General features: G+C 68.7%; 13 protein-coding genes and 2 pseudogenes. 11 read left to right on the top strand and 4 right to left on the bottom strand.

The window, feature by feature from the left end:
• Positions 1-351 precede the first annotated feature (351 nt).
• Positions 352-2,343 carry an APC family permease gene (locus tag NGB36_RS11665; RefSeq protein WP_255920140.1) on the top strand — a complete coding sequence of 664 codons (1,992 nt, stop codon included), beginning with the start codon at positions 352-354 and terminating at the stop codon, positions 2,341-2,343.
• Between the two features lie 38 nt (positions 2,344-2,381).
• Here the strand turns inward: NGB36_RS11665 and NGB36_RS11670 are convergent, their stop codons facing one another.
• Positions 2,382-3,071: a response regulator gene (locus NGB36_RS11670; RefSeq protein ID WP_255920141.1), complete on the bottom strand. Its 690-nt coding sequence runs from the start codon at positions 3,069-3,071 to the stop codon at positions 2,382-2,384.
• On the bottom strand, positions 3,068-4,513 hold the full coding sequence (locus NGB36_RS11675; RefSeq protein WP_255920142.1) for a sensor histidine kinase: 1,446 nt from the start codon (positions 4,511-4,513) through the stop codon (positions 3,068-3,070). Before NGB36_RS11675 ends, NGB36_RS11670 begins: the two co-directional genes overlap by 4 nt.
• A 260-nt stretch (positions 4,514-4,773) precedes the next feature.
• Between NGB36_RS11675 and NGB36_RS11680 the strand changes: the two are divergent.
• Positions 4,774-6,714, top strand: a pseudogene (locus tag NGB36_RS11680) (APC family permease); the annotation flags it as partial.
• 638 nt (positions 6,715-7,352) lie between these two features.
• Positions 7,353-7,913, top strand: coding sequence for a hypothetical protein (locus NGB36_RS11685; protein WP_255920143.1), 561 nt, complete (start codon positions 7,353-7,355; stop codon positions 7,911-7,913).
• Between the two features lie 153 nt (positions 7,914-8,066).
• Here the strand turns inward: NGB36_RS11685 and NGB36_RS11690 are convergent, their stop codons facing one another.
• Positions 8,067-8,816 carry a DUF4118 domain-containing protein gene (locus NGB36_RS11690; protein ID WP_255920144.1) on the bottom strand — a complete coding sequence of 250 codons (750 nt, stop codon included), beginning with the start codon at positions 8,814-8,816 and terminating at the stop codon, positions 8,067-8,069.
• Between the two features lie 220 nt (positions 8,817-9,036).
• Between NGB36_RS11690 and NGB36_RS11695 the strand changes: the two are divergent.
• A pseudogene (locus NGB36_RS11695) lies at positions 9,037-9,593 on the top strand (histidine kinase); the annotation flags it as partial.
• An 88-nt stretch (positions 9,594-9,681) separates the two neighbouring features.
• Here NGB36_RS11695 and NGB36_RS11700 read toward each other — a convergent pair.
• Entirely contained in the window at positions 9,682-10,251 is a 570-nt protein-coding gene (locus tag NGB36_RS11700; protein WP_255920145.1) for a hypothetical protein, read from the bottom strand.
• A gap of 140 nt (positions 10,252-10,391) precedes the next feature.
• Between NGB36_RS11700 and hemL the strand changes: the two genes are divergently transcribed.
• The 7 genes from hemL (at position 10,392) to ccsB (ending at position 18,224) form a co-directional block, all read left to right on the top strand.
• Positions 10,392-11,711: a glutamate-1-semialdehyde 2,1-aminomutase gene (hemL, locus tag NGB36_RS11705; RefSeq protein ID WP_255920146.1), complete on the top strand. Its 1,320-nt coding sequence runs from the start codon at positions 10,392-10,394 to the stop codon at positions 11,709-11,711.
• On the top strand, positions 11,704-12,384 hold the full coding sequence (locus NGB36_RS11710; protein WP_255920147.1) for a histidine phosphatase family protein: 681 nt from the start codon (positions 11,704-11,706) through the stop codon (positions 12,382-12,384). Before hemL ends, NGB36_RS11710 begins: the two co-directional genes overlap by 8 nt.
• A 209-nt stretch (positions 12,385-12,593) precedes the next feature.
• Positions 12,594-13,838, top strand: coding sequence for a polysaccharide deacetylase family protein (locus NGB36_RS11715; protein WP_255920148.1), 1,245 nt, complete (start codon positions 12,594-12,596; stop codon positions 13,836-13,838).
• Positions 13,839-13,967: 129 nt separating this feature from the next.
• Entirely contained in the window at positions 13,968-14,594 is a 627-nt protein-coding gene (locus NGB36_RS11720) for a TlpA family protein disulfide reductase (protein WP_255920149.1), read from the top strand.
• Between the two features lie 52 nt (positions 14,595-14,646).
• Complete coding sequence (locus NGB36_RS11725) at positions 14,647-15,369, top strand: cytochrome c biogenesis CcdA family protein (RefSeq protein ID WP_255920318.1); 723 nt, start codon at positions 14,647-14,649, stop codon at positions 15,367-15,369.
• A gap of 3 nt (positions 15,370-15,372) precedes the next feature.
• Complete coding sequence (gene resB / locus NGB36_RS11730) at positions 15,373-17,133, top strand: cytochrome c biogenesis protein ResB (RefSeq protein WP_255920150.1); 1,761 nt, start codon at positions 15,373-15,375, stop codon at positions 17,131-17,133.
• Positions 17,130-18,224, top strand: coding sequence for a c-type cytochrome biogenesis protein CcsB (gene ccsB, locus NGB36_RS11735; RefSeq protein ID WP_255920151.1), 1,095 nt, complete (start codon positions 17,130-17,132; stop codon positions 18,222-18,224). Before resB ends, ccsB begins: the two co-directional genes overlap by 4 nt.

Below are 18,224 nucleotides of genomic sequence, written 5' to 3' on the forward strand. Positions count from 1 at the left end.
GCTACGCAACCGTGCTTGACGGCGCACGCCGGCTCGACCGGGGCCCACTTCGCCTGTCGCTGCGAGTCAGCCCGGACACGGCGACGGCGCCCGAAGCAGGCTTCGAGGGCCGGTGTGCCAGGGGAAGATCTGTGACGAAGCTCCCACGGCCCCGCCGGTGCAGCCAGGTTCCTTCCCCGTGTCCCGGACCAGCCGCTTCGGGCAGCATCAGGCCACGGCCGACCATTCGCACCACGTATCCCTGGCCCACCTCTTCATTCGGATCGTCGCCGTGAGCGCCGGTGAACTGCGGAATCGGAAGTCCTCGGGGGCCCTCGCCCTCGTTGCAGGCCGGGGCATACGATGCCGGGCATGCCGTCGACGATGGGGCTGTTCAAGCGGGTTCTCGTGGGTCCGCCAGTGCACAGCGAGAAGCTCTCTGAAGCCACCCTGTCCAAAAAAATCGCTCTGCCGGTCTTCGCGTCCGACGCCCTGTCGTCGGTCGCGTACGCCACAGAGGAGATCCTGCTGGTCCTCTCGGCAGGCGGCCTCGCGTTCTTCCACTTCACCTGGTACATCGCCGCCGCGGTCGGGCTGCTGATGCTCGTGGTCGTCGCCTCGTACCGGCAGAACGTGCACGCCTACCCCTCCGGCGGCGGTGACTACGAGGTCGCCACGACCAACCTCGGACCGAAGGTCGGGTTGACGGTGGCGAGCGCGCTGATGGTCGACTACGTGCTGACCGTGGCCGTGTCGGTCTCCTCCGGCGTCGCGAACCTGGCATCGGCGCTCCCGGCCCTCAACGCGCACGTCGTGTTGATCGCCGTGGTGGTGATCGCGGTGATCACGCTGATGAACCTGCGCGGCGTGCGGGAATCCGGCGCGGCGTTCGCGGTGCCCACATACTGCTTCATCGCGGCGGTCGCCACGATGATCCTTTGGGGCATCTTCAAGATCGCCACCGGCCACCACATCGTCGCGGAGAGCGCGAACTACCACATCAAGGCCACCGGCACCTTCGGCGGACTGGCACTGATATTCCTGCTGTTGCGCGCCTTCGCCTCCGGCTGCACCGCGCTGACCGGTGTGGAGGCGATCAGCAACGGCGTTCCCGCGTTCAAGAAGCCGAAGAGCAAGAACGCCGCCACCACACTGGCCCTGCTCGGCGCGATCGCGGTGTCGATGTTCGCCGGCGTCACCGCGCTGGCTCTCGCGGGACACGTGCACGCCGCCGACCCGTCCGATCTGGTCGGCCTCCCGGCAGGTCAGACCCCGCGCACCGTGATCGCGCAGGTCGCCCGATCGGTGTTCGGCGGCAGTTCGCCGTTCTTCTTCATCCTGCAGTTCGTCACCGCACTGATCCTGGTCCTCGCCGCGAACACCGCGTTCAACGGCTTCCCGGTGCTGGCCTCGATCCTCGCCAAGGACGGCTACCTGCCTCGGCAGCTGCACACCCGCGGTGACCGGCTGGCGTACTCCAACGGCATTCTGCTGCTGGCCGGTTTCGCGATCCTGCTCGTGGTGACGTTCCAGGCGTCCCCGACCCGGCTGATCCAGCTGTACATCGTCGGCGTGTTCGTCTCCTTCGTCTGCAGCCAGACCGGCATGATCCGCCACTGGAACCGTCTGCTGCGCACCACCACCGACCCCGCGGCACGCCGCCACATGATGCGCTCCCGGGTGATCAACGCGATCGGCGCCGGGTTCACCGGTTCCGTGCTGGTGATCGTGCTGACGACGAAGTTCGCCAAGGGCGCGTGGATCGTGTGCGTCGCCATGCCGCTGATCTGGCTGCTGATGCGCGGCATCCAACGCCACTACGCACAGGTGGCCAAGGAACTGACCCCGCCGGCCGACTTCAAGTTCACGACACCGTCCAACATCCACGCGATCGTGCTCGTCTCCAAGCTGCACCTGCCCACGCTGCGCGCACTCGGCTACGCGAAGGCCACGCGCCCCAGCCGCTTGGAGGCGGTCACCGTCGACCTGGACGACCCGGAGACCGCGTCCCTCAAACAGCAGTGGGACGACCGGGACATCTCGGTCCCGCTCACCGTGATCGCCTCCCCGTACCGGGAGATCACCCGGCCCGTGGTCGACTACGTCAAGCGGCTGCGGACGGAGAACCCGAACGACATGGTCACCGTCTACATCCCGGAGTACGTGCTCGGCCACTGGTGGGAGCAACTGCTGCACAACCAGTCCGCATTGCGCCTGAAGAGCCGTCTGCTGTTCCAGCGCCGCGTCATCGTCGCCAGCGTTCCGTACCAACTCCAGTCGGTGACCGGCCAGGCCACCGAGCCCGCGGTCGGAGCATCACCAGTGGGAGCAGCCGATGACCGTACAGCCCACCCCACCGGCTGAGTCCGGCGACGCCGACCCGGCGCCGCCACGGTATGCGTTCAGGGTCCTGGCGTTTCGGGGGCGAAGCGGTAGCCGATGCCCGGCTCGGTGATCAGGTAGCGGGGGCGTGAGGGATCGGGTTCGAGTTTGCGGCGCAGGTTGGCCAGGTGCACCCGCAGATAGTTGGTCTCGGTCTCGTAGCGGGGTCCCCATACCTCTTGCAGGAGTTGGCGCTGGGTGACCAGGTGCCCGGGGCTGCGGACCAGGGTCTCCAGCAGGTGCCATTCGGTGGGGGTGAGCCGGGTCTCTCCGCCGCAGGTGGTGACGCGCTTGGCGGCCAGGTCGATGGTGAAGGCGGCCGTGGTGATCACGGGCTGTTCCTCCGAGGGCGCGGCCCGGCGCAGGGCGGCGCGGATACGGGCGAGGAGTTCACCCATGCCGAAGGGTTTGGTGACGTAGTCGTCGGCGCCCGCGTCCAGCGCGTTGATCTTGGCGGTCTGGTCGTGGCGGGCGGAGAGCACGATGATCGGGGCCGTGGACCAGCCGCGCAGGCTCTCGACGATGGTGATGCCGTCGAGGTCGGGCAGGCCGAGATCGATGACGGCGAGGTCGGGCGCGGCGGTGGCCGCGGCCTGAAGGGCGCCGGCGGCGTCGGAGGCAGCGCTGGTCTGATAGCCACCGGCCGTCAGGGCGATGGTCAGCGCACGCAGCAGGTGCGGATCGTCGTCGACGAGGAGGATGCGGGTCATGGTGCTGCCGGGAGGGTGAGGGTCATGGTCAGGCCGCCGCCGGGAGTTTCGGTCGGAGCGAGGCTACCGCCCATGGCCTCGGTGAAGCCGCGGGCGATGGCCAGGCCCAGTCCGAGGCCGTGATCGGTGGTGCGGTCGTGCAGGCGTTGGAACGGGGCGAAGACGCGTTCGCGGTCGGCGGCGGGGATCCCCGGTCCGTGGTCGATGATCCGCAGGCGGAGCCCGTCCTGTTCCTGGCAGGCGTGCAGGTGGACGGGACGACCGTCGGGCGAGGCGTGCAGCGCGTTGTCGACCAGGTTGGCGACGACCCGTTCCAGTAGGCCCGGGTCGGCCCAGACCGCAGGCAGGTCGTCGGGCACATGCACATCCAGGTGGTGCTCTTCGGGCACGGAGGTGTGCAGGAGGGCGGCGGCCACGACCTCGTCCAGGGTTGTGGGGCGGGGGTGCACGCTCAACGCGCCGACCTGCAGACGGCTGAGCGCGAGCAGGTTCTCGACCAACGCGTTCATCTTGTCGGCGGAGGCGTTGACGGTGGCCAGCAGTTCGGCCTGCTGGGCTTCGGTGAGCGACAGCTCGGGTTCGCAGAGGCTCGAGATGCACGCCTTGATGCCTGCCAGCGGGGTGCGCAGGTCGTGGCCGACGGCGGCCAGCAGCCCGGCCCGCAGCTTGTCGATCTCGGCCAACTCGCGGGCCTGCGCGGCCTCGGCGGCGAGGCGCTCGGCCTGCAGGGCGCGGGCAGCAGCGGTGGCCAGCAGGGTGAGGAATCGCTGGTCCGCGGCGATGACGGGTGGTCCGTCGGCTACCAGCCGCAGACGTTCGCCCGCCGATACGGACAACACCGGTTGCGCGGAGGGCGCGTGCCCGACGACGGCCACCGGCTGCTCGCCGTCCTCGCTGCTTTCCAGGAGCGCCGCTCCGGTCATCCCGAAGGTGTCGCGGACGTGTTCCAGAACGGCGCTCAACGACCGCTCCTCCAGCGGCGTCTGGGTGATGCGGGCGAGCAGTGCCGCTTCCAGGCCGCTGCGGGCGGCGGCGGCCCGCTGCCGTGCGGCCAGATCGACCGCGACGCTGACGGTGGCGGCGACCACCACGTACACGGCCAGGGTGATGAACGAGTCCTGGCTGTCCACACTCAGGGTGTGGAAGGGGCGTACGAAGTAGTAGTTGACCAGTACGTCCGAGGCGACCGCGGATGCCAGAGCCAGACGTACTCCGCAGGTGGCGGCCACGAGCACCACCGCGGTGAGGTAGATGAGCACGATGCCGGCCAGCGACAGGCCGACGCCGCTGAGCACCAGCGCCGCCGTAAGGGCCGCCAGGCCGCCCGCGGCCCCGCAGGCCGCGAGGAACCGGCGGCGCGTGCCCGGACGGTGCGCGCCCGGACGGCGCGTGCCCGGACGGTGCGCGCCACCGCCACCCTGCGGCATGTCCTGGTCCTTCATGCCCAGCACGCTAACGCGGCAGCAGCACGACAACGGCGAACCATCACGGGGGTTCCGCATGCCCGGTGACAAGAACCCGTTAAGATCTAGGGAAGTTCAATGCCGTTTGTCCGTTTCTCGCGCTGTGTTCCCGTTAAGAATTGGTCGGCTCTTCGGCCAATTTCATCTCAGCTCAGCCCAGCCGAACGGACATACCGATGGCTACCGAGACAAAGCCCGCATCGACGGCTGCCGCGCCGCGCCGCCCCGGAGCGCTCTCGATCGATGTCGATCTGCCCGAAAGCCTCGGGTACCGGCTGAAGAAGACATTTCTCGGTCCGCCGCTCGTCACCGCCGCGCTGCACAACGAGAAGCTCTCCAAGCCCATCGCGCTCGGCGTGCTCGCGCCCGACTGCATCAGCTCCAGCGCGTACGGCACGGAGCAGATGCTCACGGTGCTCCTTCCCGCCGTCGGTGTGGCGGGTTTCGCCCTGGTGATGCCCGTCACCGGCATCATCCTCGCGCTGCTGTTCCTGCTGACCTTGGCGTACCGGGACGTCGTCATGACGTACACGCGGGCCGGTGGTTCGTACGTCGTGGCGCGCGAGAACTTCGGCCCCCGCGTTGCCCAGATCGCGGCGGTCGCGCTGCTGATCGACTACATCGTGACGGTGGCGGTGCAGACCGCGGCCGGGACCGACGCCGTCGCCTCCATGCTGCAGCTGCTCTTCCACATGAACATCGATCCGCACAAATTGTGGATCACCATCGGCGTGGTGTGCCTGCTGTGCTACGGGAACCTGCGTGGCATCCGTGAGGCGGGCCGCGCCTTCTCGCTGCCGACCTATCTGTTCGTCCTGGCCACCGGCCTGACAGTGGTAGTAGGACTGGTGCGGCTCGCCCTCGGCAACCTGCCGCGGCTCACCGACGCCCAACTGCACGATGCCGGCACGATAGGCCTCGGGCATCCGGGCGGCGGCCTGCTGATGGGCGCATCGCTGTTCATCATGCTCCGGGCCTTCGCCAACGGCGGCTCCTCGCTGACCGGCCTGGAGGCCATCTCGAACGGCGTGAGCGCCTTCAGGGAGCCCCAAGGCTCCAACGCGCGCCGCACGTTGGTGATCATGAGCGTCATCCTCGGCATCCTGGTCCTCGGCGTCTCCACGCTGGCCTGGCAGACGCATGCGATGCCGTATGCCTCCGGGAGCCCGACCGTGCTTGCGCAGGAGGCCCATCTGGTCTTCGGACAGAGCGGCTTCGGCAACGTGATGTTCACCTTCGTGCAGGTGGCCACGGCGCTGATCCTCTACACCGGCGGCAACACATCCTTCAACGGCTTCCCGTTCCTGGCCAGCTTCGTGGCCGAGGACTCCTTCCTGCCACGGCAGCTGACCATCCGCGGCCACCGGCTCGCCTTCTCCAACGGCATCATCGTGCTGACCGCGGTCTCGCTCCTGCTGCTCATCGGCACCCAGGGCAATCTGACCAAGCTGGTCTCGCTCTACGCAATCGGCGTCTTCACCGGATTCGTGATGGCGGCCTCCGGCCTGTTCAAGTACCACTGGTCGCGTCAGGAGCGGCACCGCACGGCGCGGTTGGTGATCAACGGGGCCGCCGCGATCGCCTCCGCTGCCGTGGTGCTGATCTTCGCGATCACCAAGTTCACCGAAGGCGCCTGGATGGTCGTGGTGATCTTCCCGATCGGCGTCTGGGCGTTGATTCGCACCAACAGCCGCTATCGCGTGGAGACCGCGGTCCTGCGCGCCGCACCCGCCACCGCCAGCGTGCCCACCTGGACCCGCAGCGTGGTCTACGTGCTCGTGGACAGGCTCGACCTGGCCGTCATCAAGGCCCTGCGCTATGCACGGTCGTTGCGCCCCGCAGAGCTGAGGGCGGTGCACTGGATGGTGGACGACCGCAACGCAGCGCGGCTGCGCGCCGAGTGGGAGGCAAGCCGCGCCGCGGACGTACCGCTGGAGATCGTCGAGTGCCTCGACCGGCGGATCAGGCGCGCAGCCGCCGAACTCGCGGCCCGCACCGCCGCCGACGGCGACACCGAGGTGACGCTGCTGATACCGCGGCGCGCCTACGGTCCCCTGGTGGGCCGGCTGCTGCACAGCCGCTTCGGTGACTCGATCGCGCAGGCGGTCAGCAGGCTCCCTCATGTCGCCGCGATCGTGGTGCCGTTCGACGTCGCGACGGCGATCGAGAAGTCGGAAAGCGCCCATGCGGGCCATGGGAGCCCGCGCAGCGGCCGTGCCGTAGTGGCCGGGCGCGAGGACCGGCACGGGGAGGGTAACGGCACTGCCCGTGCCCGTCGTTCCGCCACAGCGAACCGGCGCACGGCTCCGACCTTGCTCACCCACTCCGACGTGCCGGACAGCCCCCCGCTGTGTCGCCCGGACGGCACCACAGCGATCGGCGACCTTGCCTGGCGGCAGCGGGCCACCGTCACCGGCCGCATACGCGCCCTGCAGGTCACCCCGGTCTCCGGCTCGCCTCGCCTCGAATGCGAGCTGTACGACGAGACCGGCGGCCTCACCCTCGTCTTCTACGGCCGACGGTCCGTGCCGGGCATCGAGACCGGGGCGCAGCTGCGCGTGGCGGGCATGATCGGAGCCACGAACGGCTACCTCACCATGGCCAACCCGACCTATACCTTGCTGCCCCACGAGCAGGACGAGAGCCAACAGCACTGAACCGGGGTCCGTCACCCCCTGCGCCTCTGTCGGCAGGCACATCCGCATCGTCCGACCGATGGGCGTCAAGAGGCGTCAAGACGACATCAAGAAGCGGATGATCGACATCAAGACGGCATTAAGAACGGGGAGCGCAGGCCGGGCCTGCCTACCGTGCCTGCATGGGGAGACCGACCGATCGAACGTTCCCGCTGCGTGGTGAGCTGCACAGGCGAGAGACAGGGCAGATCGCCGTCGATCGCTGGTGGGCCGTCGGCGCCCGGTGGGCGGTCTACGGCGCGGTGGTATTCCTCGGTCTGACGACGCTGTTCGACTGGGGTTCAGGCGGGCTCACAGGGCTGCGCATCGGCCTCTGGGCCACGCTGGGGGCCATGGTCTTCGCCGTCGCCCTGCCTCCGCGTGTGACCGCGGGTGAGGGGTGGCTCGCCGTTCGGACCTTCGTCCGCACAAACCAGGTGCGCACCGACGCCCTGGTGGAGGTGCGCAGGTCGGGCGCGATTGCGATGCGTCTGGTCCTCACGGATGCCTACGGTGGGTGCGTGGAGGTCGACCCCCGCATCCTCATCGACAACCCGCTGCTGTGGCACTTGCTGGACGCGGGCGCCCGCCGGTCCATCGAGCGCGGCACGCTGCTCAGCGGATCAGCAGTGCTGAAGGAATTGGACGAACGGATCAGCGGCGAAGCGGCAAGGGCGGTGTTCACGGCTTCCGGGATGCGCTGACCGGCGTGCCGCTTTTGGGTCCAGGCGGCGGCCGGGTTCGATCGTCAGCCGGGGGGAGCGTCCCTGCTCCTGACGCGATGTTGCCAGTATCGGGCCGAGCATTGACGCGGTGTTGGTACGGCCCCCTTCGTCCCGGGGCGGCCCGCTACGCGGCTACTCGCCTTGGCCCGTCACGGCGGTGTCAAGGGCGGCGCCGACCTGGTCGGCGAGGGTCACCGAGACGAGGCGGGCCTGCAGCGGTGGCTTCGCCCCGGGCATCGGCTGGAGCATGAACCGGCCGTAGTAGTGGCCGTTGCCGAAGGCCCGCAGCTCCACCTCTTCGTCCGGCAGCCCTCGTTCGTCGACGTTCCACGGCTTGTGGCCGACGATGACGGTGCCGTCCGCTTCGAGTCGTGCCGGATGGCCCAACAGGGATCCGTACTCGAACCGGCAGCCACGCAAGGTCAGCAACTCCGTGAGCTGCTGCTTCACCTTGTCGACTACCTGGCTGGGGGAAGTCGTGGACCTCGCCAGCTCGGCGGTGTCGTGGATCTGGGACAGATAGCGCGCATCGGTGATGGCGATCACCTGCAGTCGCCGGGCCCGGGCAGCCAGCTGGGAGACTGCCAGACCCACCAGGAGCAGCAGGACGGCCGTCCTGATGTCGGCGGACTTGGTGATCGTGAACCGTTCATAGGGCTGAGTGAAGAAGAAGTCGAACCAGACGGCGGCCGAGAGCGCCGCGAGCACACCGGCGAGACGATGCCCGTCGGCGGCCACCGCGACGACGACCACGACGAGCACGAGGGCCACATCCGTATTCGAGATGTGCGTGCGAGCGGGCACCAGTACTGCGGCGACGGCGAGGGGGGCCACCAGCCCGGCCGCGACCGCAATGACATCCCTGTGCAGGAAGCGATGCATGCCGCACCTCCCGTCTCACCTCCAGGGTCGCCCGTCCGGCGTCGGCAGTCGAGTGCTCCGGTGGTTCCTGGGTGTCAGGATCGTGTCAACGTCCTGAGCTGGAGATTCGATCCCTTCGCAGTGAGGTGACCATGATGACGTATGAACATTGCGAGCCACGGTGTCCGGGCGCGCGGTCCCCAGGACGACCGAGCGGCGTGGCAGGGACGAGGAGAGTTCGGTGGAGCAGAACGAGATCGCGGGGGGACCGCCCGATACCGGGCCGGGCAGGCTGAAGGTCCTGCTCGGCGCGGCACCCGGGCTCGGCAAGACCTACCGGATGCTGGACGCGGGCCGCCGTCGTGCACACCGCGGCACTGATGTGGCGGTGGCGTTCGCCGAGTGCCGGGGACGTCTGCACACCGAGCAGATGCTCGGCGGCCTGGAGACCGTGCCCCGCGCGAGGCGCCGGCACCAGGGCAGTGACGTCGAGGAGCTGGACCTCGATGCAGTGCCGGCCCGTCGGCCACGGGTCGCCCTCGTCGACGGCCTGGCGCACACCAACGTTCCCGGGGGACGCAATGCCGAACGGTGGCAGGACATCGACGAATTGCCGGGCGCGGGCATCGACGTGGTCAGCACCATCACCATCCACCACCTCGAATCCCTACCGGCTTCGTCCAGAAGATCACGGGAGTGCCACAGCACGAGACCGTCCCTGACGAGATCGTCCGCCGCGCTCACGAGATCGAACTCGTCGACATGCCCGCTGAAGGGCTGCGGCGGCGGCGTGCGCACGCAATGTGCACTGGCGGCCTGACGCGGCCCTCTCGCGCTGAGCGGATGGCCGCCGCTCAACGGTCCAACTGACCAGCATTCGTGTAGCTCACGGCCACACCAGGCAGTACAGCTGATGCCCCGCCTCGTACAGCCTATGCGCGAAGTCCTGCCATTCGTGGAGCATTTGGTAAATCACGAACGCGTCGCGCGGCCCGCGGCGGTCCGGGACCGTGGACCATATGAAGGCCGCGGCGCCCAACTCCTCCTCGCCCGCCTTGCGCAGGGGCTCGACGACGTTCGCCGGGAGCTTCACCACGGCGTAGTCCGGGTGCAGGACGACCAGTTCGAGCGGGGGGACCTTGGCCAGGGGGATGCCCTGGATGCCGGTGAGAACCATCGCGGACATGGTCTCCGGCTTGACCTTGGTGAACATCCCGTTGCCGAGTTCGTCGCCGCCGAGCTCCTCGGGGCGCATGGAGATCGGGACGCGCGCTGCGGTGGCACCGTCGGGTGCGCCGAAGTACTTGTAGGTCACCCCCACTCGCCCACCCCTGTTTCCACCCTCCGCGGCTCGTGGGCGCCCTGCTCCTGCGGGTCGGCGCCTCTTGCCGGTGGGGCGGGCGTGCTCGGGGTCGCGGTCGCCCGCCCCTTCGCCCAGTTCGCCACCTGGCTGCATTTCACTACCCGACCATCCGCAGACCCAACCGCGCAACCCGATCATCCTCTCAGATGCAGGGTCGAGACCTGATCGCGCAACGCCCGCCCCCACCCAGACCGGCTCGACAGAAAGTGTCGCGCCTCTGAGAGCATGTCTGTGTGAGCTATCCGTACGAAGCCCCAGTTTCGCAGACCCTCTTCGACCGGGCTGCCGTCGTGACGCCAGGTGGCGTGAACTCTCCGGTCCGCGCCTTCCGGGCCGTGGGCGGTACGCCCCGTTTCATGGTGTCCGGTACCGGCCCGTATCTGACGGACGCCGACGGACGAGAGTACGTGGACCTGGTGTGCTCGTGGGGTCCGATGATCCTCGGGCATGCGCATCCGGCCGTCATCGATGCAGTTCAGGCCGCCGTCGCGCGCGGTACGTCCTTCGGTACGCCCGGTCAGGGCGAAGTCGAGCTCGCCGAGGAGATTGTGGCACGCGTCACACCTGTTGAGCAGGTGCGGCTGGTCTCCTCCGGTACCGAGGCGACGATGTCGGCCATCCGCCTCGCTCGCGGATTCACCGGCCGCGCCAAGGTGATCAAGTTCGCGGGCTGCTACCACGGTCATGTGGACGCGCTGCTGGCCGCCGCCGGTTCCGGCGTGGCCACGTTCGGGCTGCCCGACACGCCCGGCGTGACCGGTGCGCAGGCCGGCGACACGATCGTGCTGCCGTACAACGACCTCGACGCGGTACGGGAGGCCTTCGCTGCGAACTCCGGCCAGATCGCGTGCGTGATCACGGAGGCGTCACCCGGGAACATGGGCGTCGTGCCGCCGCTGCCCGGCTTCAACCAGGGGCTGGCCGATCTGTGCCGGCAGAACGGGGCGCTCCACATCTCCGACGAGGTGATGACGGGCTTCCGCGTCTCCAAGGCCGGCTGGTACGGGCTCGACGGGGTCACCCCCGACCTGATGACCTTCGGCAAGGTGATGGGCGGCGGCTTCCCGGCCGCGGCGTTCGGCGGGCGCGCCGACGTCATGGCGCACCTCGCGCCGGCCGGGCCGGTCTACCAGGCGGGCACGCTCTCGGGGAACCCGGTGGCCACGGCGGCCGGCCTCGCGCAGCTGCGGCTGCTCGACGACGCCGCGTACGCCACGGTGGACGCGGTGGCGGCTCAGGTGTCGACGCTGGTCAGTGAGGCTCTGGCCAAGGAGGGTGTGGCGCACCGGCTGCAGACCGCGGGCAATATGTTCTCGGTTTTCTTCACCGACGAGGCCGTCACGGACTTCGAGAAGGCCAAGGCCCAGCAGGCGTACCGTTTCACCCCGTTCTTCCACTCGATGCTGGCGCAGGGCGTTTATCTGCCGCCGTCGGCGTTCGAGTCGTGGTTCGTCTCCACGGCACACGATGATGCCGCCGTGGAGCGCATCGCATCCGCCCTGCCGGCGGCTGCCCGTGCCGCTGCGGAGGCAACGGAGGCCGCCGGTGAGTGACGCGGAGGAGCTCACCGTCGTGCATCTGATCCGGCACGGCGAGGTCGACAACCCCGACGGGGTGCTGTACGGGCGGCTGCCCGGCTACCACCTCTCCGAGCTCGGACGTCAGATGGCGGACCGGGTCGCGGAGCATCTCGCCGGCCACGACATCGCGTCCGTCGTCGCCTCGCCGCTGGAGCGGGCGCAGGAGACGGCGACGCCGATCGCCAAGGCGCACGGGCTGCAGATCGCCGTGGATGAGCGGCTGATCGAGGCGGACAACGTCTTCCAGGGCAAGACCTTCGGGGTCGGCGACGGCGCGCTGAAGAGGCCGTCGAACTGGAAGTACCTGGCCAACCCGTTCAAGCCGAGCTGGGGCGAGCCGTACATCGACCAGGTGGTGCGGATGATGGCGGCGCTCGGCGCGGCGCGGGATGCGGCGCGTGGTCGTGAGGCGGTGTGCGTCAGCCATCAGCTGCCGATCTGGGTGGTGCGCAGCTTCGCCGAGCGGCGGCGGCTGTGGCACGACCCGCGCAAGCGGCAGTGCACGCTGGCGAGCCTGACGAGCTTCACCTTCCGGGGGGACAAGATCGTGGCGGTCGGCTACAGCGAGCCGGCGATCGATCTGGTTCCCGCGCATCTGCGGGCGGGTGCGAAGCCCAAGGGCGGTGCGAAGGGGTTCGGCGCCTGACGGGACCCTTGTCCAGTTCGCTCGGTTCCTCCCCTATGCCGGGTTGTCCCGTGTAGTTGGTTAAGAATTTCATGAGATCGGGTCGGAACCTGCCCTCCCGCTGTGGCGTCTTGTGTCATGCGCGCGCTTGACGGCGAGCGCACAGACCACTCGCCACTGGATGCGGAATCGACCGCCAGTGGCTTCCACGTACATGGGCGGGGAACAGCATGCGTTCGATGACCCGAAGGGGTTTGCTTTCACTTACCGCGGGGGCTGCCGTCGGCGCGGCCGCTGCCGGCTGCTCGGCGATCGGGGGATCCGCCAAGAGCCAGACGAACGGGGCGAGTTCACCGAACGGGGGACAGAGCGCCGATCCGACGCGGCCGGCCGGCACCCCGATTGGCGACGGATCGACCATGGACACCGGCCCGCAGCCGTTCCAGCCGGTCGCCGAGCGCCTCGAACCGGGTCAGACGCCGCCGCAGTTCGTCATCTTCTCCTGGGACGGCGCGGGCGAGCTCGACAACGGTCTGTTCTCGCGTTTCCGTAAGCTCGCGCAGGACCACAACGCGAAGATGACGTTCTTCCTCTCCGGCCTGTACTGCCTGCCGGAGTCGAAGAAGCACCTGTACCGGCCGCCGAACAACCCGGTGGGCGCCTCGGCGATCGGCTACTTCAGCGACCAGCACATAAAGATGACCATCGAGCAGGTGCGCCTCGCCTGGCTCGAAGGCCACGAGATAGGCACCCACTTCAACGGCCACTTCTGCGACGGCTACGGCTCGGTCGGCAACTGGACCCCCGCGCAGTGGCAGAGCGAGACCGAGCAGGCGGTTTCCTTCGTCACCCAATGGAAAACCAACACCGGGTTCACCGACGTTCAGTCGCTTCCGTTCGACTACCGCAAGGAAATGATCGGCGGCCGCACCCCGTGCCTCCTCGGCCAGAACCAGTGGCTGCCGACGGCGAAGAAGCTGGGTTTCCGCTACGACGCGAGCTCGCCCGGCGGCCGCCAGGTCTGGCCGACGAAGAGGCACGGGCTGTGGGACCTCCCGCTGCAGGCGATCCCGTTCCCTGGGCACAGCTTCGAGGTCCTGTCGATGGACTACAACATGCTCTACAACCAGTCGAAGAACGCGACCAAGAGCGACCCGCGCAACTACCCGGGGTGGCGTCAGCAGGCGACGAAGGCCTATGTCGCCGGTTTCCAGCGGGCGTACGAGACCAACCGCGCACCGTTCTACGTCGGCAACCACTTCGAGCAGTGGAACGGCGGCATCTACATGGACGCCGTCGAAGAAGCGCTCAAGCAGATATCCGACGAGAAGCGCAACGATGTGCGGCTCGTCTCGTTCAAGCAGTACGTGAACTGGCTCGACGCCCAGGACCCGAAGCTGCTCGCCAAGCTGCGCATGCTCAACGTCGGCGAGAAGCCGGCCGAGGGGTGGCAGGCCTTCACGCAGAGCGTCTGACGCGCACACGCCCGCCCGTACGCCTCACCGCGCCACGCGCGCGGAGTGTTTCGCCTGGTGGGCAGGGACGTGCGAAGTGATGCCGGGGGGTGCCAAAAGGCGCGGGAAGGGCCATGCGAAACTTTTCACATGAGTCTGACGCGCGCCCCCCTCCCGCGCCCCCGACGCCGCGCCGCTGCCGCCCTCGCCGCAGCGGCGTCACTGGCGCTGGCGCTCTCCGGCTGCGGCTCGCTCTCGGGGTCCGGCAGCTCGCCGTCGGGGACCGCAGACACCAAGTTCGTCCAGGGCACGGGCGTGATCACCACCGCACCCAAGGGCCAACGCCCCACCGCCCCCGATATTTCGGGCAAAACGGTTGACGGGAAGCAGCTCTCCCTCTCCGACTTCAAGGGCAAGGTCGTCGTCCTCAACGTCTGGGGCTCGTGGTGCGACCCGTGCCGCGCCGAGGCACCCAATCTCGCCGCGGTCGCCAAGGCGACCCAGTCCCAGGGCGTCCAGTTCGTCGGCATCAACACCCGCGACTACTCGCCCGCCCAGGCGCAGAGCTTCGAGCGCAGTTTCGGGATCACCTACCCCAGCTTCTTCGACCCCAATGGGACGCTGCTGCTGAAGTTCCCGCAAGGCAGCCTGCCCCCGCAGGCCATCCCCACCACCTTGATCATCGACCGGCAGGGGAAGATCGCGGTACGCGCGCTCACCGCGCTCACCCAGGACCAGCTGACCAAGGCGCTCGACCCGATCATCGCGGAGAAGTGACGGAGACGTGACACTTCTCGCCGCCGCGATCGAGACCCCCAACCAGACCGTGATGTCCGGGGCGCTGCTGCTGGCGATCCCCGTCGCGCTCGTCGGCGGCCTCGTGTCGTTCTTCTCCCCCTGCGTCCTGCCGCTCGTCCCCGGCTATCTCAGCTATGTCACCGGCGTGTCGGGCGCGGACCTCGCCGACGCCAGGCGCGGCCGGATGGCGGCCGGCGCATCGCTGTTCGTGCTCGGCTTCACCGCCGTCTTCGTCTCCAGCGGCGTGCTCTTCGACAGCTTCGCTTACACCCTTCAGGCGCACAGGGACGCCATCGACAAGGTGCTCGGCGCGCTGACCATCGTGCTCGGGCTTGCTTTCATGGGGGCGCTGCCCGGCGTCTTCCAACGTGAGTTCCGGCTCCACAAGCGGCCGTCGATCGGGCTCGCGGGCGCACCCCTGCTCGGGGTCCTCTTCGGCATCGGCTGGACACCGTGCATCGGGCCGACGCTCTCAGCGGCGCTCGCGCTGTCCGCGGCACAGGCGAGCGCGGCACGCGGCGCGCTGCTCGTCGCCGCGTACTGCATGGGGCTGGGCGTGCCGTTCATCGTCGCCGCGATAGCGTTCCGTAGGGCGCTCGGTGCGTTCGCGTTCGTCAAGCGGCATTACGCATGGGTGATGCGGATCGGCGGCGGGATGCTCGTCGTCGTCGGTCTGCTGCTCGTCACGGGGGCCTGGGACCGGATCGTCTACCAGATGCAGATCTGGTCCACCGGCTTCAATGTGGGGATCTGAATCATGAGTACCACCGACCGGACCGACCGGACCGACCGGACCGAGAGGGCCGACAGGGCCGATGCGGACGCCGAGGCGATCAGCACCGCGCCGCGCGACGAGGCCGAGGAGATCTACGGCGGCGAGCAGGCCAACGCTCCCGCACAGCCGGGGCTCGGCTTCCTCGGCTGGACCCGCTGGTTCTGGCGGCAGCTGACCTCGATGCGGGTCGCGCTGATCCTGCTCTTCCTGCTCTCGCTCGCCGCGATCCCCGGCTCGCTGATCCCGCAGGAGGGCACCGACCCGGTCAAGGTCCAGGACTTCCTGAAGAACCACACCACCCTCGGCCCGATCTACACCAAGCTCGGGTTGTTCCACGTCTACAGCTCGGTTTGGTTCGCGGCGATCTACCTGCTGCTGTTCGTCTCGCTCGCCGGTTGCATCATCCCGCGCAGTTGGCAGTACGTCGGCCAGCTGCGCGGCCGCCCGCCGCGCGCCCCGCGCAAGCTCGACCGGATGCCCGCGTACGCGACGTGGACCACCGACGCCGACCCCGACGCCGTACTGGGCGCGGCCCGGCGGCTGCTGCGCAAGCGGCGCTACCGCATCGCTCCGGGAGAAGGCTCGGTTGCCGCCGAGAAGGGCTATCTGCGCGAGGCCGGCAACCTGCTCTTCCACATCGCGCTCTTCGGGATGCTCATCGCCTTCGCCATCGCGACGCTGTACAAGTCCGACGGTGACAAGATCGTTGTCCAGGGCACGGGATTCACCAACACCCTCACGCAGTACGACGACTTCAAGCACGGTGCGCTCTTCGACCCCGACCACATGTCGCCGTTCGGCTTCACGCTCAACGCGTTCCACGCCACGTACGCCCGCTCGGGCCCGCAGAAGGGCACGGCACGCGAGTACGCCGCCGACATCGCCTACTTCGGCAGCGACGGCAAGAGCCACAACACGACCATCCACGTCAACCAGCCGCTGCAGATCGAGGGCAACAACGTCTATCTGACCTCGCACGGCTACGCGCCGGTGGTGACCGTCCGTGACGGCCAGGGCAACGTCGCCTACCAGGGCCCGGTCCCGTTCCTCCCGCTCGACGGCAACGCCACCTCGCAGGGCGTCATCAAGGTGCCCGACGCGGTGGGCAAGAACGGCCAGCAGGACCAGCTGGGCTTCCAGGGTTTCTTCGTACCGGACTTCGTGCCGCAGTCGGGCACGATGTTCTCCCAGTTCCCGGCGGCCGACAATCCGGTGATGATGCTCACCGCCTACCACGGTGACCTCGGGATGGACGCCGGACTGCCGCAGAACGTCTACCAGCTCGACACCAGCAACAAGAACCTCAAGCAGTTCAAGAACGCGGACGGCAGCGCGCTGGCACAGAAGCTCACCGTCGGCCAGACCATGACGCTGCCCAACGGTGCCGGCTCGATCCACTTCGACCGCATCGACCAGTGGGCGAGCTTCGAGATCGTCCACCAGCCCGGCGACTCGCTGGCGCTCGGCAGCGCGATCGCGATGCTCGCCGGACTCGCCGGCTCGCTGTTCATCCAGCGGCGCCGGGTGTGGGTCCGGACGCAGCGGGACTCCGAGGGCCGCACTGTCGTGGAGCTCGCGGGACTCGGCCGCAGCGAGTCGCAGAAGGTCGGCGAGGAGCTCACGGTCCTCGTCGGCGCGCTGCACGCCGAGGCACCCTCCGTGAAACCACCGGACGAACCAGCAGAGACTTCACCTACTCCGCCTACTTCCCCTGAGGACGGCTCGGACAAGGAGCGCGCGTGAACATCGCAGCCGGGGTCAACGAGAGCTACGCTCAGCTGAGCAACTATCTGATCTATTCGGCCATGGCCGTCTACACGCTGGCGTTCCTCGCGCACATCGCCGAGTGGCTCTTCGGCAGCCGCAGCAAGGTCGCCCGCACCTCGGCGGCGCTCGCCGCGTCCGCCGGTTCCGCTGGGTCTGCCGCACCCGCAGCACCCGCCGTGAAGGTGGCGCAGCGCGGCGGCGGGACGGCGGTCGTGGACCGCCCGAAGGTCGTCCTCCGCTCGACCTCCGACGACCGCGGCGCCACCGACGGCATCGGCGCGGCCGGCACCGACGAGCAGGGCGAGCTGTACGGTCGGATCGCCATCTCGCTCACCGTGCTGGCGTTCCTGCTGCACCTCGGCGGGGTCCTCTGCCGCGCTCTGTCGGTGGACCGGGCGCCGTGGGGCAACATGTACGAGTTCTCCACGGCCTTCGGCGTCGTCGCGGTCGGCACGTACCTGGTGCTGCTCGCGCTGGGCAAGAGGGTCCGCTGGATCGGCCTCTTCCTCGTCGGGGCCGTCCTGCTCGACCTGGGCCTCGCCGTCACGGTCCTGTACGCCGCCTCCGACCAGCTGGTGCCCGCCCTTCACTCGTACTGGCTGTGGATCCACGTCAGTTGCGCGATGATCTCCGGCGCCATGTTCATGCTCGGGGCGCTGGCCACCTTCCTCTACCTCTTCCGGGACCGGTATGAGATCAAGGTGGCGGCCGGTCAGGGCTGCGGCAGGTTCGGCTCGATGTGGGAGCGGCTGCCGGCCGCCTCGACGCTGGACAAGTTCGCCTACAGGGCCAACGCGGCAATCTTCCCGCTGTGGACGTTCACCATCATCGCCGGGTCGATCTGGGCCGAGGCGGCGTGGGGCCACTACTGGCAGTGGGACCCGACGGAGACCTGGTCGTTCATCACCTGGGTCGTCTACGCCTGCTACCTGCACGCCCGTGCCACCGCCGGGTGGAAGGGCCGCAAGGCCGCCTACATCTCCCTGGTGGGCTTCGGGTGCTTCCTGTTCAACTACTTCTGCATCAATATCTTCGTCGTCGGCATGCACTCGTACGCCGGCGTATGA

The sequence above is a fragment of the Streptomyces humicola genome, assembly GCF_024436035.1.
In the GTDB taxonomy this organism is placed as follows: domain Bacteria; phylum Actinomycetota; class Actinomycetes; order Streptomycetales; family Streptomycetaceae; genus Streptantibioticus_B; species Streptantibioticus_B humicola.